Below are 21422 nucleotides of genomic sequence, written 5' to 3'. Positions count from 1 at the left end.
CGAACCGCCCACGTCAGGCGACGCGTCCCCAGTGTCCGCTGTCGGCGACGCGGGTGCACACAAACCTCATCGCCTCCATGTAGCGGGTCGCTGACTTGAGGGCGATCGGGTTGTCGGGATGCATGATCGCCATCACCGTGCCCTCTTTGTAGCGGAAGATGTAGATGGTCAGCTGGTAGGAGAATCGTCCGTCGGGGTAGATCCCGATGTTGTCCGCCAGTCCCAGGTCGCCCGCCGCGAGGATGGCGTTCAGTGGAGCCGCGCCGCCGTGCAGAAAATTCGACACCGGGAAGTTCGGTTGTGGCCACTTCAACCAGGGCGCCAACTCCAGCACGCGGTAATACGGCACCCGGGCCATGTCCAGACCCGAGTCGAAGGATGTCTGTGCCGCGTAGGCCGCCTCGTTGAACGAGGTCGCCGCGATCGGAACGGTGATCGGGATCAGGCCGGTGAACCAGCCCTGGGTCATGAAGTTGTCGGCGCCGGTGCGCGAATCCCGCGGCGTGAGCCCGTAGTAGGTGAGGGCGCCGGTGAATTCGTGCTCCACCAGGGCAAGACACGCGTAGATGCCGCCGACGAAGCGCGCACCGGCCGTCTGACACGCCGCCTCGAACCGCTCCACCTGCGCCGGGTCCATCAGTAGTTCGGACGACATTTCGCTGCTGAGCGTCTGCTCCGGATCCCCCAGCGGTAGGGGGAACTCGGGGAAGCCGCCGTCGTTGTTCTCGGCGAAGTCGATCCACGCCTGTACACCCGGCGACTCCAGCGTCAACGCCGACGTGGACTCGCGCTCGCGGACGCAGAAGTCGTCGAAGCTGCCGGCGTCCGGGAGCTCCAACGCGTCACCGCCACTGCTCAGCGCGGCATACATACCGTTGGCTTCGATCATCGTGGTGCCGATCAGCGTCGCGTCGCCGTGCACGTGGTCCATCGCGACGAAAAAGGTGAACTGGCCTTCGCGCTGCACAACCCCGAAGGTGAAGCAGCCCCACTGGAACGGATCGGGGATTGCGGTGGAGTGCTCGCGAATCTCGTCGGCCGTCATGTGGCCGTGATCGACCGGCTCGAATTCGATGTCGGCCGGGTCGGCGATGGTGTGCCGGACGAATTGACCGTCGTCGGTGCGCTCGAACCAGCTGCGGAAGGTGTCGTGCCGGCGGAGGTAGGCGTTGAGCGCGGCGTTCATCGCGGCGATGTCGCACTCACCCTTGGCGTCGCAGCTGGCGATGATCTGCCGGGAAAAGTTGAGTCCCGCGGCGTCGCGCTCGTAATAGTTGCGTAGGTGCTGGCTCTGCATGTAGCTGACCGGGACCGTGCTCGCTGGTGCCTGACCGGCTTTTTCCGCGGACGCGGCGGTGGGATGCCAGGAGGTGACGGTGCCCGGGGTCAGCGTCCACTCACTCAGTGAGCCGACCGTAATTTGCCCGATGCGCAAGAGAGCGTCCTCCTCAGTTGAACGGCGCGCGTCCGGCCGCGGATGCGCGCGGCGAAACCCAAGATAGCCCTCGCGGCTGTGACTGTCGCCCCGTCGCATCGGTGTGTTCGACGTGCCTGACCTGATCAATGGTGGCAACGTGTACGGCTATTGACAGGTATCTGCCCGGCGTGCCTCCGGGTGAACTTGGCCATACCCTGCGGTACGGTCCGCCTTGTCCGGCACCGCCGCCGGGGCGGTGCTTGCAATCCTCGGACGCGCGGACAAGTCTGTTGCGCATCCCGGCCGCACGCGGCGACCGAATCTTCTGACAGTCCCCAAACCGAGAGGACAACAGCGCATGGCATCCCAAGGCCAACCGCCAGCCAGTTTTGCGATCGTCGGGTATGCGGCGCGATTCCCCGGGGCCGCCGACGCCGACGAATTCTGGCAGGTGCTGAGCGAAGGCCGGGACGCGATTTCGGAGGTGCCCGCCGACCGTTGGGACGTCGACGAGTTCTTCGACCCGGACCCCGACACACCCGGCAAGGTCGCGACGCGCCGCGCGGGGTTCGTCGACGACGTGACCGGCTTCGACGCGCCGTTTTTCGGGATGTCGACCCGCGAGGCCCGGATGCTGGACCCGCAGCACCGCCTGCTGCTGGAGACGGCGTGGCGCGCGGTGGAGCATTCCGGCACGGCACCAACGTCTTTGGCGAATTCCAACACCGGTGTGTTCGTCGGTCTGGCCACTCACGATTACCTCGGCATGGCGTCGGGTGAGTTGACGTTTCCCGAGATCGAGGCCTATATGGCGATCGGGACGTCGAATGCCGCAGCGGCGGGCCGGATCAGCTTCCGGTTGGGGCTGCAAGGTCCGGCCGTCGCCGTCGACACGGCCTGCAGTTCGTCGCTGGTGGCCATCCACCAGGCCTGCCAGGCGCTTCAACTCGGGGAATGCGACCTGGCGTTGGCCGGCGGGGCCAACGTCCTGCTCACGCCCGCGACGATGATCACCTTTTCCAGTGCCCACATGCTCGCGCCCGACGGTCGATGCAAGACCTTCGACGCGGCCGCCGACGGTTACGTCCGCGGTGAGGGCTGCGGTGTCATCGTCATCAAACGTCTCGAGGACGCGATCAACGACGGCGACCACATCCGGGCCGTCATCCGCGGCAGTGCGATCAACCAGGACGGCGCGTCGGGTGGCTTGACTGTGCCGAATGGCGTTGCGCAGCAACGAGTCATCGCCGCGGCGCTCAAGCGTGCCGGGTTGTCACCCGCGGACGTCGACTACCTGGAAGCGCACGGAACCGGCACCTCGCTCGGTGACCCGATCGAGGCTCAGGCCGCGGGCGCGGCGCTCGGTGAGGGCCGCAAGGACGGCGACCCGTTGCTGATCGGTTCGGCGAAGACCAACATCGGGCACCTGGAGGCCGCCGCCGGTATTGCGGGTGTCATCAAGGTCATCCTGTCGCTCGAAAACGAGCTGTTGCCGGCGCATCTGCACTTCGAGAATCCCTCGCCGCACATCCCGTGGGACCGGCTTGCGCTGGAGGTGGTCAAGGAAGCCACGCCCTGGGAACGCAGTGGCAGACCGCGAATCGCCGGGATCAGTTCGTTCGGGTTCGCCGGCACCAATGCCCACGTGATCCTCGAAGAAGCGCCCGCTCGCACACCACAGGTGGTCGACGTACCGACCGAGGGTGCGGACAGGCGCTTCAGCATCCTGCCGATCTCGGCCCGCACGCCCGACGCGCTGGTGCGGATCGCCGCGCAGTACCGCGACTGGTTGAACGCGCACCCGGAGGCCGACCTGGCAGAGGTGTGCCTGACCGCCGGGGTGGGGCGCGCGCACTTCGAGCACCGCGCCGCGCTGGTAATCAACTCCAAAGACTCTGCCGGCGACCTGCTCGGTGCGCTCGCAGACGACCGGCCGGCGCCCGGCTTGGTGCGCGGCGTTTCCGACGCCACGCCGAAGACGGCCTGGCTGTTCACCGGCCAGGGCAGCCAGTACCCGGGCATGGCGCACGAACTCTACGACGCCGAGCCGGTGTTCGCGCAAACCCTCGACCGCTGCGCCGCTGCAGTCGACGATGTTCTCGAAAAGCCGCTTCTGGAAGTAATTTTCGACGTCGACAGCGCAGATGCCGAAGCGACGCTGCGGCAGACCAGCTATGCCCAGCCTGCATTGTTCGCGGTGGAAATGGGTCTTGCTCGACTCTGGCAATCCTGGGGCTTAGAGCCCGCAGTGGTGTTGGGCCACAGCGTCGGCCAGTATTCGGCGGCCTGTGTCGCCGGGGTCTTCGGCCTCGAGGACGGGGCAAGGCTGATAGCCGAGCGTGGCCGTCTCTTCGGTAGCCTGCCGGCCGGCGGGCGGATGGTCGCGGTGTTCGCCGCCGCGGAACGGGTGGAGAGTCTGACCGACCAGTACCCGAGCCTCTCGGTCGCCGCCTACAACGGAGCTAACACCGTGTTGTCAGGTCCGGCAGGTGATTTGGACCGGGCCGTGGCCGTGCTGACCGCCGACGGCGTGCGCTGCGACTGGTTGGAAACCAGCCACGCATTCCACTCGGCGCTGCTGGATCCGATCCTCGACGAGTTCGAGAAATATGCGGACACGTTCACATACGCGTCGCCGCAACGGATTCTGGTGGACAACCGCACCGGCGCGGTCGTGGGCCGCAGCCAAAAACTGGACGGCAACTACTGGCGCCGGCACGCGCGCCAGCCGGTCGAATTCGCCAAAAGCGTGCAGACGCTGTCCGAGCTGAAATGCAAGGTGCTGCTTGAGATCGGCCCGCAGCCGGTGCTCACCGCCGCGGCGCTGCGTGCCTGGCCCGATCCGGCGACCACGCCGCGCGCCATCGCGTCGCTGCGTAAGAACACCGCCGACCACCGTCAGATCACCGAAGCCCTCGCCGACGCCTACGCACTGGGGGCGTTGCCCGACTTCGGCGCGGTCCACCACGGGCCCGCGCGCAAGCTCGATCTGCCGACGTATCCGTTCCAGCACCGCCAGTACTGGTTCCGGGAGAATCGCGAGCTGCCGACGCAGCAGTCACATGTGGGGTCGACCAGCGAGACGGTTCGTCTACTCGAAGATGGCAAAATCGAGGAACTCGCCGCGCTGCTCGGTGGTGCCGGCGACGACGGGCAGGTGCTGTCCGTGCTGACAAAGGTTGCGGCTCAACATAATCAGCAGCGCAAGGCCAGGTCGATCGCCGACGCACGTTACGAATTCCGCTGGGACAAGATCGCTGCCGCGGCTACCGGGCCCACCGAGACGGCCACCTGGCTGCTGATCGGCGACAATGCCGACGCGGTCGCGCCGTTGATCGATACGCTCACCGAGCGCGGTCAACACCACCGGATCATCGGATTGCCGGCATCCGACGCCGATGAGCAGGCGCTGACGGCCACCTTGCGGTCCGCGGCCGAAGCGTCGGGTTCGCTGCGTATCGTCAGCTTCGCGGCGGTCGAGTCCGACGCCGAGCCGTCCCGGGGTTCGCTCGTCCGGATGCAGCACCAGGTTCTGGGGGGCACCCGGCGACTCTTCCGCGCCGCGGCCGCCGCCGAACTGCGCACCCCGATCTGGTTGATCACCCATGGTGCGCAACGAATTTCCGACACCGACACGGTGTCGCCCGAGCAGACCGCGCTGTGGGGATTCGGGCGTGCCGCGTCGCTGGAATTGCCGCACCTGTGGGGTGGGCTGGCCGATGTGTCGGAAGGCACCGCCGCCGAATGGTCGGGCGTGATCAACCAGGCCGCCGCCGAGCCTCGCCTGGAGGACCAGATTGCGGTGCGCGCAGAGCGCATCTACGTGCCGCGGCTGGTGCGCAGCGATGGTGCCCCCAGTGCTGCGCCACTGGTATTGCGCCCTGACGCGACGTATTTGGTGACCGGCGGGCTGGGATCGATCGGCCTGGAGATCGCCGGATATCTGGCGGCCAATGGCGCCAAGCAGGTGGTGCTGACCAGCCGCCGCTCACCGAGCGAAGCCGCGCAGCAGCGCATCGACGCGCTCGGCGGGCAGCACGGCTGCGACTTCCGGGTCGTGACCGCCGACGTTGCCGACGCCGACGACGTTGCGCGGCTGCTGGCCGGAGTCACGGACGAACTGCCCCCGCTGGCCGGCATCGTGCACGCCGCCGGGGAAAACGACATCACCCCGCTGGCCGAACTCACCGACGCCGAGATTGACCGAGTGTTTGCCGGAAAAGTCTGGGGTGCTTGGTATTTGAGCGAGGCCGCCGTCGGCCTGGAGCTCGACTTTTTCGTCACCACCTCTTCGATCGCGTCGGTGTGGGGCGGATACGGCCAGGCCGCCTATGGTGCGGCCAACGCCTTCCTGGACGGGTTGACCTGGCGTCTGCGTGAGCGGGGCATCGCCGGGGTGAGCGCCAACTTCGGTCCGTGGTCGGTGGGCATGGCCGACGCGGAGTCGCGGGCCAAGTTGGCCAAGCGCGGTATCAAGACATTGTCTCCGGCCGACGCGCTGGCGGGTCTGGCGGACCTGATCGCGGTCTCAGGCCGGCACGGTGCCGCATCAGGTGTGGTGGCCCGGATGGACTGGGCGAAGTTTCTTCCGCTTTACCAGAACGCGGGCCACCGGGCATTTCTGGCCGAGTTGGAGCGCGAGGTGCCCAGCACGGTCCCGGTGACCGGGGTCTTAGCGGCATCCGGCCGGACCGAACTGGTCGAGCGGCTCACCAATGCGCCTGTGCAGCAGCGCCGCAAGCTGATGTCGGACTTCCTGCGCGAAGCGGTGGCCGACGTGACGCGGGTCGAGGCGTCCGAAATCCGCGAGGACGCCGGCTTCTTCGACCTCGGCATGGACTCATTGATGGCGGTGGAGTTGCGCCGCCGCATCGAGCAGAACATCGGCAAAGCGATTCCGGCCACGCTGGCGATGGACCACCCCCGGCTGTCCGATACGGTGGATTATCTTCTTGGCGAGGTGCTTTCGCTGACCGAGCAGAAGGCCGGACCGGCGGTCGCGGACATAGTGGCCCGCACTGACGAGCCGATCGCCATCATCGCCGTGTCGTGCCGTTTCCCCGGGGCACCCAACCCGGAAGCGTTCTGGGATCTGTTGTCCGGCGGCATCAACGCGATCCGCGAGATCCCCGAGGATCGCTTCGACATCGACGAGTTCTACGACCCGGACCCCGACGTCGCGGGCAAGACGTACACCCGCTTCGGCGGGTTCCTGGACGGCATCGACGGTTTCGATCCCGAGTTCTTCGGTATCTCGCCGCGCGAGGCCGTCTGGATCGAGCCGCAGCAGCGACTGATGCTCGAAACGGTCTGGGAAGGCTTGGAGCGGGCCGGCTACTCGCCGGCGGCGTTGCGCGGTAGCCGAACTGGTGTCTTCGCCGGCGTCGCCGCCAACGAATATGCCCACTTGCTGTCGGCCGAGTCGATCGACAAGATCGAGCCGTACTTCATCACCGGTAACGCGCTCAACGCGATCACGGGCCGCGTCGCTTTCGCTCTCGGCCTCGAGGGGCCGGCCGTCGCGGTCGACACCGCGTGCAGTTCGTCCTTGGTGGCGGTCCACCAGGCCGTGCAGGCATTGCACTCCGGTGACTGCGATCTCGCACTTGCCGGTGGAGTCAATGTCCTGCTGAGTCCGGTGACGGTGGTCGCCGCGTCGCGCGCCCGGATGCTGTCGCCGGTTGGGCAATGCAAGACCTTCGACGCGTCGGCCGACGGCTACGTCCGCAGCGAAGGCTGCGGCATCCTGGTGCTCAAGCGACTCAGCGACGCCCAGCGCGACGGCGACCGGATCGCCGCGGTGATCCCGGGCAGTGCCGTCAACCAGGACGGCGCGTCCAGCGGTCTGACAGTCCCCAATGGTGGTGCCCAACAACGACTTATCGCCACGGCGCTGGCTCGGGCCGGACTGTCGGGCGGTGACGTCGACTACCTCGAGGCGCACGGCACGGGCACTCCGCTCGGTGACCCGATCGAGGTCCAGGCGGCCGGCGCGGTTTACGGCGCGTCCCGCGACCCGAACCACCCATTGCTGATGGGATCGGTGAAGACCAACATCGGCCATACCGAATCCGCCTCGGGCGCAGCGGGTCTGATCAAGGTAGTGCTGTCGTTGCAAAATGGCGTGCTGCCGCAGAGTCTGCACTTCGACAACCCGTCGCCACACATCCCGTGGGGTTCGCTGCCGGTGAAGGTCGTCGACAAGGCGATCCCGTGGGAGGCCAACGGCCGGCCCCGTCGCGCCGGGGTCAGCTCCTTCGGATTCACCGGTACCAACGCCCACGTGCTGGTCGAAGAGGCGCCGGCCCCTCAGCGGGTGATCGCCGACGAGGAGCCGGCGGACGACGCTGCCCCAACCCCGGATTCGAATCCAGAGCACATCAACGTGTTGCCGCTGTCGGCGCGCTCCCCGCAGGCGCTGGTCGAGTTGGCGCAGCGGTACCGGACGTGGCTGGACACGCACCTGGATGCCGACATCGCCGAGGTGTGCCGCACCGCCGGGGTGGGCCGGTCGCACTTCGAGCACCGCACCGCCCTCGTGGTGGATTCGGCGCAGACCGCGAGCGAGGGTCTCGCCGACCTGGTCGCGGGCCAACTGCGTCCGGGTGTGGTGCGCGGCGAGTGCACCGATCGTCCGACGACAGCGTGGCTGTTCACCGGGCAAGGCAGTCAATACCCGGGCATGGCGCGCGAATTGTTCGCCGCTGAACCGGTTTTCGCGGAGACGGTGAAGCGCTGCGCCGAGGCTGTCAGCGATCTCCTGCCGGAGCCGTTGCTCGAAGTGATCTTCGCGACTGACCGTGAGACCGGCGGCAAGGCCGGAGAACGGCTGAAGCACACGTCATTTGCACAGCCGGCGCTGTTCGCCATCGAGATGGGCCTGGCCCGGCTGTGGCAGTCGTGGGGTATCGAACCCGACGTGGTGTTGGGGCACAGCGTCGGGCAGTACGCCGCCGCCTGCGTCGCCGGGGTGTTCAGCCTGGAGGACGGCGCCAAACTGATGGCTGAGCGTGGCCGGCTGTTCGGCAGCCTGCCCGCGGGGGGCCGGATGGTTGCGGTGTTCGCCGACCCCAAACAGGTCGAGAAGGCTGCCGGCGAATTTCCGAGGGTATCGGTCGGGGCGTACAACGGCCCCAACACGGTGCTGTCGGGACCGGATGAAGACCTACAGCAACTCGTCGCCATATTCGCCGAAGAAGGGGTGCGCTGCACGTGGCTGGAGACCAGCCACGCCTTTCACTCGGAGCTACTGGAGCCGGTGCTCGGCGAATTCGAGTCTTTTGCAAGTCAATTCGATTTCGCCACGCCGACGTTGCCGCTTGTTTGCAACCGCACCGGGTCGATTCTGACGGCGGGCTCGCCGCTGGATGCGCAGTACTGGCGCAAGCACTCGCGGCAACCGGTGCAATTCGCCGAGAGCGTGCGCACCGTCGCGGCGCTGGGTTGCTCGGTGCTGATGGAGATCGGCCCGCAGCCGGTGCTGACCGGTGCCGCGGTGCAGGTCTGGCCGGAGCACCTGGCCGCGCCGCGGGCGATCGTGTCGCTGCGTAAGGGTGTGCCGGACCGCCGCCAGATCGCCGACGCGCTGGCCAACGCCTACGTCGGCGGACATCGGCCCACGTTCGAGGCGCTGTACCAGCAGCACGGCCAACGGCTGGAGTTGCCGACGTATCCGTTCCAGCGCCGTCGCTTCTGGCCGAAGAGTTCGGCGATCACCGTCGACGGCCCGGCTATGTCCGGATTGCTCGGCAGCGGAAAGGATCTGGCCTCTGGCGACTCGGTATACACGAGCCGGCTGTCGGTCAAATCGCAGCCATGGCTGTCCGACCACGTCATCTACGGCACCGTCGTCGTCCCCGGCGCCACCTATGCCGCAATGGCATTGGCCGCCGTCGGCACACCGGCACACGTCAAGGAGGTCTTCTTCTACGAGCCGATCATCCTGCCGGAGAGAGCTTCTCGTGAGGTGCAGCTGACGTTACATCCGCTGGAGGAGGGCTGGAAGTTCCAGGTACACAGCCGTGCCTATGGCATCAAGGACGCCGACTGGTCGCTGAACGCCGATGGGACCGCAATCGCTGGTGCCGGTGAAGAACCGGCGGTCGACGATCCGGCGGAGGAGCCCATCGATACGGCGATCGAGCGGATGGAGCGCATGCGGCCCCAGGAGTTGTTCGAGACCTTCGACGACATGGAGTTGTCGTGGGGTCCGAACTGGTCCGGGTCGCTGAAGTCGCTGTGGCTCGGCGACGGCGAAGCGATCGGTGACATCTCGGTCGGCGAAGAGCTGTCCGAGAATCTCGGCACCGAGCCGATGCACCCGGTCCTGATGGACCTGTGCACCGGTGTTGCGTTCCCGGCTTTCCCCGCGTTGCGGGCGGCCGAACAGGGCGTCAGCGGACTGTTCCTGCCGTTGCGCTATGAGCAGGTGACGTTGAAGGGCAAGATGCCGCGCCGGTTCTACTGCCGGGCGAAGTGGCATGCCAGTGGGCTGGACAGCGAAACCCAGGTGTTCGACCTCGATTACATCGATCGGGACGGCCGCAACCTGGGTGGGATCCGCGGCTTCACGGTCAAGCGGGCTCCGCGAGAGGCGTTGCTGCGCGGCCTCAGTGGCGACGCCACCAGGCTGATGTACGCGCTGGGCTGGCACGAGGTGCCGATTGCACCGACCGACGGAGAGGCCGCAACCCCGGCTGGCACCTGGCTGGTCGCCGGGTTCGGCGCGCTGGCGGCGGCGCTGCCGGGCTGCATCCCCTTCGACCGGGCCGACAACTCCGAGCTACTGGGACGGCTGCTGGCGCAGGCGCACGAGAAGGGCATGCCGTACACCGGCATCGTCTGGCGCAGTTCTGGGCGCAAGGCCGAGGAGTCAAGCACAGAGCAGATCTCGCGGCTGGAAGCCGAAATCGAGAATCTGCTCAGCGCGGTGCACGCCGCGCAGGCCGACAACTCGGTGAAACTGCCCGGTGGGCTGTGGATCGTCACCGAGCGCGCGGTGGCCACCGAATCCGGCGAGCCGGTCGACGCGGTGCAGGCCGCGCTGTGGGGCCTGGGTCGCACGATCCTCAACGAGGAGCCTGGCCTGCGCAGCAAGCTGATCGACGTCGACGGCTCACCAGAGGCGGTGAAACTGCTGACCGGCATGCTCGCGACGCCGATCGACGAACCGGAACTGGCTCTGCGCCAGGGCAAAGCGCTGGCATCCCGGTTGCTGCAGTGGTCGCGCAGCGGTCACCTCAACGTGCCGCGCGCCGACGATTACGCCCTGCTCCCCACCGAGCGCGGTGCGATCGACAACCTGCGGCTTACCGAAAAGGAAGTGCTGCCGCCGGACGAGGGCTATGTGCAGGTGCGGGTCGAGGCGGCGGGCCTGAACTTCCGCGACGTGCTCAACGTCTTGGGCCTCTACCCGGGTGACCCAGGGCCGGTCGGTGGCGACTTCGCCGGTACCGTAACCCAATTGGGTGAGGGCGTGAGCCATGTCGAGGTCGGTCAACGTGTCTACGGCTCGATGCAGGGCGCATTCGCCAGCCGGTTCAACGTGCCGGCCCAGTTCCTGGCGCCGATCCCGGACGGGGTGAGCGCGGTTGAGGCGGCGACGATTCCCGCCGCGGCACTGACGGTTCGGCTCTCGTTCGACTGGGCGAAGCTGAACCCGGGCGACAAGGTGTTGATCCACGCCGCCAGCGGTGGTGTGGGATTGGCCGCCATCCAGATGGCGCAGCAACACGGCGCAGAGGTCTACGCGACGGCGAGCACCTTCAAGCGCTCGACGCTGCGCAAGCTCGGTGTGAAGCACGTGTACGACTCGCGGACAACCGAATTCGCCGACCAGATCCTGGCCGATACCGACGGCGCGGGCGTCGACGTGGTACTCAACTCCTTGACCAGCGACGGGTTCATCGAAGCGACCGTGCGGGCCACCGCCAAGAACGGCCGGTTCGCCGAGATCGCCAAGCGCGACATCTGGACCCCCGAGCAGATGGCGCAGGCCCGACCCGACATCGCCTACGAGATCGTCGCGTTGGACACGGTGATGTTCCAAGAACCCGATCGCATTCGCGACCTGCTCACCGAGGTCTCGGACGGGTTGGCCAAGGGGGAGTGGACCCCACTGCCCGCTGAGATCTACCCGCTGACGGAGGCCAGGACGGCATTCCGTCGCATGCAACAGGCACGCCACATCGGCAAGATCGTCTGCCAGATGCCCAATCCGCTTGCACCGCGGCCAGATCGGACCTATCTGATCACCGGTGGACTGGGTGCCATCGGCCTGAGCACGGCGTCATATCTGGCGCAGCGCGGGGCCGGCGACATCGTGTTGACCAGTCGGCGTGACCCGGACGCCCAAGCGCGGAAGACGATTGAGGAGATCACCGAGCGCTACAAGACGCGCGTCCACACCTTCTCGGCGGACGTCGCGAACGAGTCCGACGTCGAAAAGCTGCTGGAGCGTATCCGGGGTGAGCTGCCGCCGCTCGCCGGAGTTGCTCACCTGGCCGGTGTGCTCGACGACGCGCTGCTCAACGCCCAGGATCTGGACCGGTTCCGGACAACGTTGGCGCCCAAGGCTTTCGGCGCGTTCTATCTGGACAAGTTGACCAGGGACGACGCGCTTGAATTCTTCATCGTGTCGTCGTCGGTGTCGAGCTTGCTCGGCCCGCCGGGGCAGGCTAACTACTCGACGGCCAACGCGTTGCTGGACGGGCTGATCGCCGACCGTAAGGCGCACGGGCTGCCGGCCACCGGTATCAACTTCGGTCCATGGGGCGGTGCCGGTATGGCGTCGTCGGAAGCTGCCAGCTCCAACATCAGTGCGCAAGGGTTGCTTCCACTGGACGCCGCGGGCGCGCTCGGCGCGCTCGCCGAAGTGGTTGCCAACGGCACCGGCCAGGCGACTGTGCTGAAGGCCAACTGGGCGCGGGCGGCCAAAGTGATGGGTAGCTCGCGGCCGCCGATGCTGGATCTGGTGCTGCCCAGCGAGATGGCAGAGGTTGTCGACAGCGAATTGCTCAAGCAACTCCAGGAACTCCCGGTGTCCGAGCGCGCGACGTTCATCACCGAATTCCTGCAGCGCGAAGTGCAAGGCTTCCTGCGCCTGGCGCAACCGCCCGCGGCGACCAGCCGGTTTTTGGACCTCGGCACCGACTCGTTGATGGCCGTGGAACTACGAAACCGGTTGCACAGCCAGTTCGGCGGCAAGTTCACTATCAACGCCACTGCGGTGTTCGATTACCCGACGATCGGCGGGCTGGGTGAGTACCTCGCGGCCCAGATGCCGGACGCGGAGTCCGAGCCGGAAGCCGTTGAGGCGCAAGCGGAGCCGACGGAGGAGCAGCCTCAGAGCGTGACGACGTCGTAGTCGTCGACGTGGTCGATGAGCACGTGCAGCTGGTCCTGCGCTGACCCGAAGGTGTGGTCGATTGCGGTCAGCCGCGCGGCGTAATGACCGACGGGGTATTCGTTGGTCATTCCGATGCCGCCGTGCAACTGGATGGCTTCCTGGCTGATGTGGCGACCCGAGCGGCCGATCTGCAACTTGGCGCGCGCGGCGATCACCGGATCGAAATTGCCGTCCGCCACCGAGAGGCCGGCGTAAAGGTTCATGCTGCGTGCCAATTCCAGCGAGACGTACATGTCTGCCGAACGCTGAGTCAACGTCTGGAAGGTGTTCAGCGTGACGCCGAACTGCTTGCGCTGCTTGAGGTAGTCGGTCGTCAACCGCAGCGCCTCCTCCATGACGCCGATCGCCTCTGCGCACATCGCGGACTGGATGCGAATCAGGCCGTTGCGGAGGGCCGCCGACGCGTCGACCGCATCGCCGAGCGGCTCGCCGGGGGTGTTGTCCAGGTCGATCTGCGCGCCGCGCTGGCCGTCGAAGGTGCGGTAGGGGCGGCGGCTGACCTCTTCGCTGTCGACCAGGAACAAGCCCACTCCACCGTCGGGCAGCTTCGCGCTGACGACCAGGGTGTCGGCGCAGTCACCGGCCAGCACGGGGTTCTTGTGGCCGCTGAGCACCCACGAATCACCTTGCCGCACAGCGGTTGTCGATACGCTGTCGATACCCAGCCCGCGTGCGCCCGGTTCCAGGTGCGCCAACGCCAGCAATCGCTGACCTTCGGCGACCTCTTCGAGCAGTTCCTTCTGGGCGTCGTTGCCTACCTCGGCGATGATTGCGCCAGGCCCCAGCGCCCCATGCACGACGGGTTCGGGTGCCAGTCGTCGACCGACTTCGGTGAGCACGGTGATCACTTCGATTTGCCCGGCTTCGTCGGTGTCGAATCCGAGCCCGAGAATCCCGGTTTCGGCCAACTGGGCCCACACCTCCCGGTTCCAACCCAGTTCGGAGTCGACGGCCTTGATCCGGCTTTCGGTGTCATAGCTGCGCGACAGCAAGTCGCGGGTGGTGTCGCGCAGAAGCGTTTGTTCTTCGCTCAGTTGAAAGTCCATGTCGTTACCTTCCCTACTAGCCCGGTTCTCGTTTACAAGCCCAGAATGGTCGACGCGATGATGGTGCGCTGAACTTCGTTGCTGCCGCCGTAAATCGACGTCTTGCGGTAGTTCAGGTAGTGCGGAGCGCTGTGCTGGGCCCACGATGGCGAAGCGATGTCATCGCCGGCTTCGTAAGGCAGGGCGTCCGGGCCGGCGACCTCGACGAGCAGTTCGGTGGCGATCTGCTGCAATTGGCTGCCGCGCAGTTTCAGCACCGACGACGCCGGGTTGGGTTTGCCGCTCTTGGACCCGGATGCGACCCGCATCTGGGTGAGTTCCAATGCCAGCAAGTCGTTTTCGGCTTCGGCGACTCGAGCCGCGAACAGCGGGTCCTTCAGGAGGCCGCTCTCGGCGGCGCGCCTCTTCACGTCCGCGAGACGGACCTTGGTGCGACCCACCTGCGCGATACCGGTGCGCTCGTTGCCCAACAGGAACTTTGCGTAACTCCAGCCCTGATTCTCTTCTCCGACAAGCTGATCGGCGGGCACCCGGACGTCTTCGAAGAACACCTCGTTGACCTCGACGCTGCCGTCGATCAACTTGATCGGCCGCATGGTGATACCGGGAGTGTCGAGGTCGATGAGCAGAAACGAGATGCCGGCCTGCTTCTTCGGCGCTTGCGGATCGGTCCGCACCAGGCAGAAGATCCAGTCGGCGTACTGACCGAGCGTGGTCCAGGTTTTCTGGCCGTTGACGACGTAGCTGTCGCCGTCACGCAACGCAGTGGTGCGCAGCGACGCCAGATCGGAGCCGGCTTCGGGCTCGGAAAACCCTTGGCACCACCAAATGTCGAGGGCCGCGGTCGGCGGCAAAAAGCGTTGCTTGATCTCCTGCGAGCCGAACTCGGCGATGACCGGGCCCACCATTTTGGCGTTGAAGTTCAGCGGCTCCGGCACGCAGGCCAGTTGCATCTCGTCGAGCCAGATCTGATGCTGGGCCGGGGTCCAGTCTTTGCCGCCCCATTCGAGCGGCCAATGTGGCACCGCCAGCCCGTGCTCGTTGAGGATCTTGTGGCTGGTCGCGATGTCGTCGCGGTCGGGGCCCTCGCCCGCGCGGGTCCGTTCCCGGATCTCCGCGGGGATCTTCGTCGTGAAAAACTCGCGTAGCTCGTCGCGGAGGGCGGCTTCGTCCTTCGTGAGCGCCAGTTGCATGCCAGTCTCCTCTGCTGGATCTGTCAAACCTGTATTGCACGTTATCCGGCCACCCGACCAACTAGTCAGGCGGCTCGCTGCTGAATCGTTCATGCACAGTCGCCACCTGCTCCACAGCGGGTGCCTCAGGACCGCCACGACGTGGGCGCGGCGGCAGTGGGCGGTCCTACCGTCGACGCATGCGAACACAACTGCCCGCTGAGCGATTGCACCGCCGACTCGGCGCGGAGCCGAGCGCGGACGCACGCTCGGATGACGACATCGACGACGATATCGACGACGACGATCCCAACTCACTGTTGCCGCGGTGGGTTCCAGACGGTTCGGCGCAGGACGGGTGGCTGGCCAAGATCCGCGGCGACCCTGGTCGCGCGGGTGCGATCGCCTTGTCCGCGGTCGCGGTCATCGCCGTGCTGGTCACCATCTTCACGCTGATGCGCGAACAGCCCGCACCCGTGGCCTCTGCCAAGCTGCCGCCGGTCGAGATGGCGGCCTCGGCAAGCCGCAGCGCCGATCCGTCCGCTCGGGCGAACCAACCGGTCGTGGTCAGCGTCGTCGGCCTGGTGCACAAGCCCGGGCTCGTCACGCTGGCACCGGGCGCACGCATCGCCGACGCCCTGAAGGCGGCCGGCGGCACCACCGATGGCGCGGACACCATCGGGCTCAACATGGCGCGCCAGCTCGACGACGGCGAGCAGATCGTGGTGGGCATTGCGCCGGCCGCAGGGCAGCCCACGTTGCTGGGCAGCTCGGTGAGCCCCGGATCGAAGGTGCCGGGTCCCACCGGGTCGGTATCGCGGCCGACCAAGGGCGGACCGCCGCAGCTGATCAACCTGAACACGGCGAACGTCCAGCAGCTGGACAGCTTGCCCGGGGTGGGCCCGGTAATGGCGGCGGCGATCGTGGCCTGGCGCGACGCCAACGGCAAGTTCACCAGCGTCGAACAGCTCGGCGAGGTCGACGGCATCGGCCCCGGCCGTCTGGAGAAGCTGCGTCGGCTGGTCCGTGTCTGAGGCCGGTGACGCAGGCATCCACCGCCGGTTCGTCGCCGGCGGGTCTATGGCGCCTGGACGCGCGCTTGGTGCCGGCGGCGCTGACCAGTTGGGTGGTGACCGCGGCCGGGATCATCTGGCCGGTCGGCGCGCTCGCCGGATGCCTCTGCCTGACCGCGGGCGCGGTCGGCGTGCTGCTGTGGCGCTTGGGCTCCGACCGGCCCGGGCTGCGCGCGATCGGCCTCGGGCTGGCCGCCGCGGGCGTGGTCGGTGCGGGCTTCGGGTTTGCGATCGCGTTGCGCGCCGACGCGGTCGCGCACCACCCGATCACCGCGGTATTCGGTACCACGGTCGAGGTGGCCGTCACCCCCGTCGAGAGCGCGCGGCCGGTGGGTCGCGGGCGGCTGCTGTTCCGCGCCGAACTCCGGCGGCTCGGCCGCGACGAGATATCGGGCCGTGCAGCGGTTTTTGCTCCCACGCGCGACTTCGCAGCGGTGATGGTCGGCCAACCGATGCGTTTTCGCGCACGCATCACCGCGCCGACCCGTCGTGACCTGACGGTGGCCGTGGTGACCGCGGTCGGCGCGCCGACAATGGGCCGAGCCGGGCCGCTGAACCGTGCCGCGGATGCCGTCCGCGCGGGGTTCGCCGACGCGGCTCGCCGGGTGTTGCCCACCGATCAGGCGGCGATGCTGCCCGCGCTGGTGCTCGGTGACATGTCGTCGGTGACCCCGGTCGTCGGCCAAGAGTTCCGCGTCGCGGGTCTGACGCACCTGACCGCGGTATCGGGTGCCAACGTCACGATCGTGTGCGGGGCGGTGCTGTTCGCTGCGCGCCTGATCGGCCCGCGGGCCGCGGTGGGTTTGGCCGGCGTCGCGTTGGTGCTGTTCGTCATCGTGGTGCAGCCCTCGGCGAGCGTGCTGCGGGCGGCGGTGATGGGCGCGATCGCGCTGGTCGGTGTCCTGTCGTCGCGGCGACGGCAGGCGATTCCGGCGCTCGCGGGCACCGTGCTGGTGTTGATGGTCCTCACGCCGCAGTTGGCTGTCGACGTGGGCCTGGCACTGTCGGTGGTGGCCACAGCCGCGCTGGTCGTCATCGCGCCGATCTGGTCGCGGCGTCTGGTGACGGGAGGCTGGCCCAAGCCGCTGGCAGACGCGGTCTGTGTGGCGTGCGCCGCGCAGTTGGTGACCGCGCCGCTGATCGCCGGTATTTCCGGCCGGCTCAGCCTGGTGTCGGCGGCGGCAAATCTCGCGGTCGCGGCGTTGGTCGCGCCGATCACCATCCTGGGCACTGCGGCGGCGGCAGCGTGTCTGTTCTGGCCGGCCGGGGCGCAGCTGCTGATCCGGTTCACCGGTCCGGAAGTGTGGTGGCTGTTGCGGATCGCGCACTGGTCGGCGAGTGTGCCCGGCGCGAGTGTGCCGGTGCCGTCCGGGCTTTGCGGGGTGCTGGGGGTCGGCGCCGCGGGACTGCTGGCCGTGCTGCTGTGGCGATGGCGGTGGTTTCGGGCAGTGATGGCGCTGGCGATCTGCGCGCTACTGGCCTGGTCGCTGTCCGGTCTGCTGGCGGGGGCCGGCGCAGGTGTCGGCCGAACGTGACACCATCATCCGGTGAGCCAGCAGGATTCGGCAGTGCACCTGGTGTTGGGCGATGAGGCGCTGCTGGTCGAGCGCGCAATCGCGGACGTGCTGCGGTCGGCCCGCGAGCGCGCGGGTACCGACGACGTCCCGGTCGACCGGGTCCGCGCCGGCGATGTCGGCGTCTACGAACTGGCCGAACTGCTCAGCCCGTCGCTGTTCGCCGACGAGCGCGTCGTCGTCTTGGAGGCCGCCGGTGAGGCCGGCAAAGAGGCGGCCGAATTGATCGCCAAAGCCGCAGCCGACGTGCCGGCGGGCACCGAACTTGTCGTGGTGCACTCCGGCGGCGGGCGTGCCAAGGCGTTGGCCAATCAGCTGCAGAAGCTGGGTGCTGAAGTTCATCCCTGCGCGAAAATCGCCAAGGCCGGCGAGCGGTTGGACTTCGTGCGCAAGGAGTTTCGTGCCCTGAAGGTCAAGGTCGACGACGACACGCTCACCGCGCTGCTCGACGCGGTCGGCTCTGATATTCGTGAATTGGCTTCGGCCTGTTCGCAATTGGTTGCCGATACCGGTGGCCGGGTGGATGTCGCCGCGGTGCGGCGATATCACCACGGCAAGGCCGAGGTCAAAGGTTTCGACATCGCCGACAAAGCCGTGGCGGGTGACGTCGAGGGCGCGATCGAGGCGCTGCGCTGGGCGATGCTGCGCGGCGAACCGCAGGTGGTGTTGGCCGATGCGCTGGCCGAAGCCGTCCACACCATCGGGCGGGTGGGGTCGCTGTCGGGCGATCCTTACCGGCTGGCCTCGGAACTGGGGATGCCGCCCTGGCGGGTGCAGAAAGCCCAGAAGCAGGCACGACGTTGGTCGCGCGATTCGGTGGCTACCGCGATGCGGCTGGTGGCGGCGCTGAACGCCGACGTGAAAGGGGCGGCCGCCGTCGCCGACTACGCGCTTGAGGCGGCGGTGCGAAAAGTCGCGGAGCTCGTCGCCGAATAAGCGGACTAGCCGAGTTTGTGGAGTGCGTGGGCGAGCGCGGACTTTTTGTTGGCCGCCTGGTTCTTGTGGATAACACCCTTGCTGGCGGCCTTGTCGAGCTTGCGGCTGGCCGAGACCAGCAGTTCGGCTGCCTTGTCCTTCTCGCCGGCCGCGGTGGCGTCGCGGAATGCGCGCACCGCCGTGCGAAGCGACGACTTCACCGACTTGTTGCGCAGCCGGGCGCGTTCGTTGGTGCGGTTGCGCTTTTGCTGCGACTTGATGTTGGCCACGCGTAATTCCTCTTCAAAGTTTCAGCGGCTTGGGGTGTCACGGGTTGCCGGGGCGCGTTGACGCTTAAGCGGCGATTGCCCAGGGTATCAGTCCGGCGTGAAATCCCCCAAAGTGAAGCACCCGACCCTGCGCGGCTGGCAGATCTGATGCAGCATGACACTGTGGCCCTTCGAACTGTTCCCGCAGAGTCCCGACGGCAAAAACAAGGCACGTCGCAGAACTTCGAGCGCATTTTCGACGGCTACAACGTGGTCAACGGCTACTCCGACGCTTTCGACGAGATGTTCGACGGTCAGGGCAACGTCCGGGGACCGTACAGAGGCATCTACCGCGAGCTCGCGCCGTCCAGCGCCGCCGACCTCGACGACCGGGCCGAAGCGCTGAGCCGGGCGTTCAGCGACCAGGGCATCACCTTCTCACTCTCCGGCCAGGAGCGCCCGTTTCCGCTGGACCAGGTGCCGCGAGTGATTTCGGCCGCCGAATGGGCGAAGTTGGAGCGCGGCCTGATCCAACGCGTCCGCGCCTTGGAGGCCTTCCTCGACGACATTTACGGCGATCAGGAGATCCTGCGCGACGGCGTCATCCCGCGACGGCTGATCACCTCGTGTGAGCACTTCCACCGTCAAGCCGTGGGCATCATGCCGCCCAACGGGGTGCGTATCCACGTCGCGGGGATCGACATGATCAAGGACGAGAAGGGCATTTGGCGGGTGCTCGAGGACAACCTGAGATCGCCGTCGGGGGTGTCCTATGTGATGGAGAACCGGCGCACGATGGCGCGGGTCTTCCCGAACCTGTTCGCCAGCCACCGGGTGCGCGCCGTCGACGACTATGCGTCGCATCTGCTGCGGGCGCTGCGTAACTCCGCGGCCACCAACGAAACCGACCCGACGGTGGTGGTGCTGACCCCGGGCGTCTACAACTCGGCGTACTTCGAGCACTCGCTGCTGGCCCGTCAGATGGGTGTCGAGTTGGTCGAAGGCCGCGACCTGTTCTGCCGCGACAACCAGGTCTACATGCGCACCACCCAAGGGGAGGTGCAGGTCGACGTCATCTATCGCCGCATCGACGACGTCTACCTGGACCCGATGCAGTTCCGCCCCGACTCGGTGTTGGGGGTCGCGGGGCTGCTCAACGCCGCCCGGGCGGGCAACGTGGTGATCTCCAGCGCCGTCGGCAACGGTGTGGGCGACGACAAACTCGTCTACACCTATGTGCCGACCATCATCGAGTACTACCTGGGCGAGAAGCCGCTGCTGGCCAACGTGGAGACCTTCCGCTGCTGGCTGGACGACGAGCGCGAGGAGGTACTCGACAGGGTCGACGAACTGGTGGTCAAACCCGTCGAAGGCTCGGGTGGTTACGGCATCGTCTTCGGTCCGCAAGCATCGACCAAGGAACTGAACGCGATCAGCAAGAGCATTCGCGAGGACCCGCGGGGCTGGATCGCTCAGCCGATGATGCAGTTGTCGACGGTTCCGACGCAGATCGGCGACACGCTGGCCCCGCGTTACGTCGACCTGCGGCCGTTCGCGGTCAACGACGGCAACGACGTGTGGGTGCTGCCCGGCGGACTGACCCGGGTTGCGCTGGTCGAAGGATCGCGGGTGGTGAACTCCAGCCAGGGCGGCGGATCCAAGGACACCTGGGTGCTGGTTTCGAAGACCTCGGACGCCGACCGCGAACTCGGCGCCGCCGAGGTGGTCAAGGCGTTGCCTGCGCCGGCCACCGCCGAAGGCGCGGCGAAAGTGGAGAAGGAATCTCAACAACAACAGCAGGCGGTGGTTCGCTGATGCTCGCACGCAATGCCGAAGCGCTGTACTGGATCGGTCGCTATGTCGAGCGTGCCGACGACACGGCGCGCATCCTCGACGTCACGGTGCACCGGTTGCTCGAGGATTCCAGCGTCGACCCGGACCACGCCTCACGAGTTTTGTTGCAGGTCTTGGGCATCGACGAACCTGACACCGAGCTGGATGTGTGGTCGCTGACCGATCTGGTGGCATTTCGGCGCAATATATCGGGTGGCGGAACCTCGATCGTCGACGCGATCACTGCGGCACGGGAAAACGCGCGGTCAGCTCGTGAGGTGACGTCCACCGAGACCTGGGAGTGCATCAACACCACCTACAACGCGCTGGGCGAACGCGAGCGGGCCGCCAAACGCCTTGGGCCACATGAGTTCTTGTCGTTCATCGAGGGGCGCGCGGCGATGTTCGCCGGCCTCGCCGACTCCACGTTGTCCCGGGACGACGGCTACCGCTTCATGATGCTCGGCCGGGCGATCGAACGCGTGGACATGACGGTGCGCATGTTGCTGTCGCGGGTGGGCGACAGTGCGGTGTCCCCGGCATGGGTGACGCTGTTGCGGTCCGCGGGCGGTCACGATACCTACCTGCGCACGTATCGCGGTGTGCTGGACGCGAATCGGGTGGTCGAATTCATCCTGCTCGATCGGCGGTTTCCGCGGTCGATCTTCTATTCGCTGAAGATGGCCGAGCATCATCTCGACGAGTTGCTGCACAAT

Annotated in this window: 10 protein-coding genes; 6 read left to right on the top strand and 4 right to left on the bottom strand. The window is 67.1% G+C overall.

Annotated elements, in window-relative coordinates:
- Positions 1 to 13: 13 nt before the first annotated feature.
- Entirely contained in the window at positions 14 to 1435 is a 1422-nt protein-coding gene (locus tag AC2VOG_RS08200; protein WP_486939417.1) for a condensation domain-containing protein, read from the bottom strand.
- A gap of 340 nt (positions 1436 to 1775) precedes the next feature.
- Here AC2VOG_RS08200 and AC2VOG_RS08195 point away from each other — a divergent pair, with 340 nt between their 5' ends.
- Entirely contained in the window at positions 1776 to 12782 is an 11007-nt protein-coding gene (locus tag AC2VOG_RS08195) for a type I polyketide synthase (RefSeq protein WP_486939416.1), read from the top strand.
- Here AC2VOG_RS08195 and AC2VOG_RS08190 read toward each other — a convergent pair.
- Positions 12761 to 13870: an acyl-CoA dehydrogenase family protein gene (locus AC2VOG_RS08190; protein WP_486939415.1), complete on the bottom strand. Its 1110-nt coding sequence runs from the start codon at positions 13868 to 13870 to the stop codon at positions 12761 to 12763. The two genes, AC2VOG_RS08195 and AC2VOG_RS08190, sit on opposite strands and share 22 nt — an antisense overlap.
- Positions 13871 to 13902: 32 nt before the next feature.
- Positions 13903 to 15063, bottom strand: coding sequence for an acyl-CoA dehydrogenase family protein (locus AC2VOG_RS08185; RefSeq protein ID WP_486939414.1), 1161 nt, complete (start codon positions 15061 to 15063; stop codon positions 13903 to 13905).
- A 179-nt stretch (positions 15064 to 15242) separates the two neighbouring features.
- Between AC2VOG_RS08185 and AC2VOG_RS08180 the strand changes: the two genes are divergently transcribed.
- Genes AC2VOG_RS08180 through holA form a run of 3 tightly spaced genes read left to right on the top strand, consistent with a single transcriptional unit; the run spans position 15243 to position 18625 of the window.
- Positions 15243 to 16076: a helix-hairpin-helix domain-containing protein gene (locus tag AC2VOG_RS08180; RefSeq protein ID WP_486939413.1), complete on the top strand. Its 834-nt coding sequence runs from the start codon at positions 15243 to 15245 to the stop codon at positions 16074 to 16076.
- A 5-nt stretch (positions 16077 to 16081) separates the two neighbouring features.
- Positions 16082 to 17650: a ComEC/Rec2 family competence protein gene (locus AC2VOG_RS08175; RefSeq protein WP_486939412.1), complete on the top strand. Its 1569-nt coding sequence runs from the start codon at positions 16082 to 16084 to the stop codon at positions 17648 to 17650.
- 33 nt (positions 17651 to 17683) lie between these two features.
- Positions 17684 to 18625, top strand: coding sequence for a DNA polymerase III subunit delta (gene holA / locus AC2VOG_RS08170; RefSeq protein WP_486939445.1), 942 nt, complete (start codon positions 17684 to 17686; stop codon positions 18623 to 18625).
- 5 nt (positions 18626 to 18630) lie between these two features.
- On the opposite strand, the gene rpsT is transcribed toward holA, so the two are convergent.
- Positions 18631 to 18894, bottom strand: coding sequence for a 30S ribosomal protein S20 (gene rpsT, locus AC2VOG_RS08165; RefSeq protein ID WP_486939411.1), 264 nt, complete (start codon positions 18892 to 18894; stop codon positions 18631 to 18633).
- Positions 18895 to 19041: 147 nt separating this feature from the next.
- On the opposite strand from rpsT, the gene AC2VOG_RS08160 reads away from it, so the two are divergent.
- Both AC2VOG_RS08160 and AC2VOG_RS08155 read left to right on the top strand, forming a co-directional pair.
- Positions 19042 to 20688 (top strand): circularly permuted type 2 ATP-grasp protein, encoded by a 1647-nt coding sequence (locus tag AC2VOG_RS08160; RefSeq protein ID WP_486939410.1) that lies wholly within the window; start codon positions 19042 to 19044, stop codon positions 20686 to 20688.
- A partial coding sequence (locus AC2VOG_RS08155) for an alpha-E domain-containing protein (RefSeq protein WP_486939409.1) occupies positions 20688 to 21422 on the top strand: 735 nt, incomplete at its 3' end. The genes AC2VOG_RS08160 and AC2VOG_RS08155, both read left to right, overlap by 1 nt.

The organism is Mycobacterium sp. TH-M11, from assembly GCF_057473725.1.
This window is presented reverse-complemented; position numbering and strand designations above follow the sequence as displayed.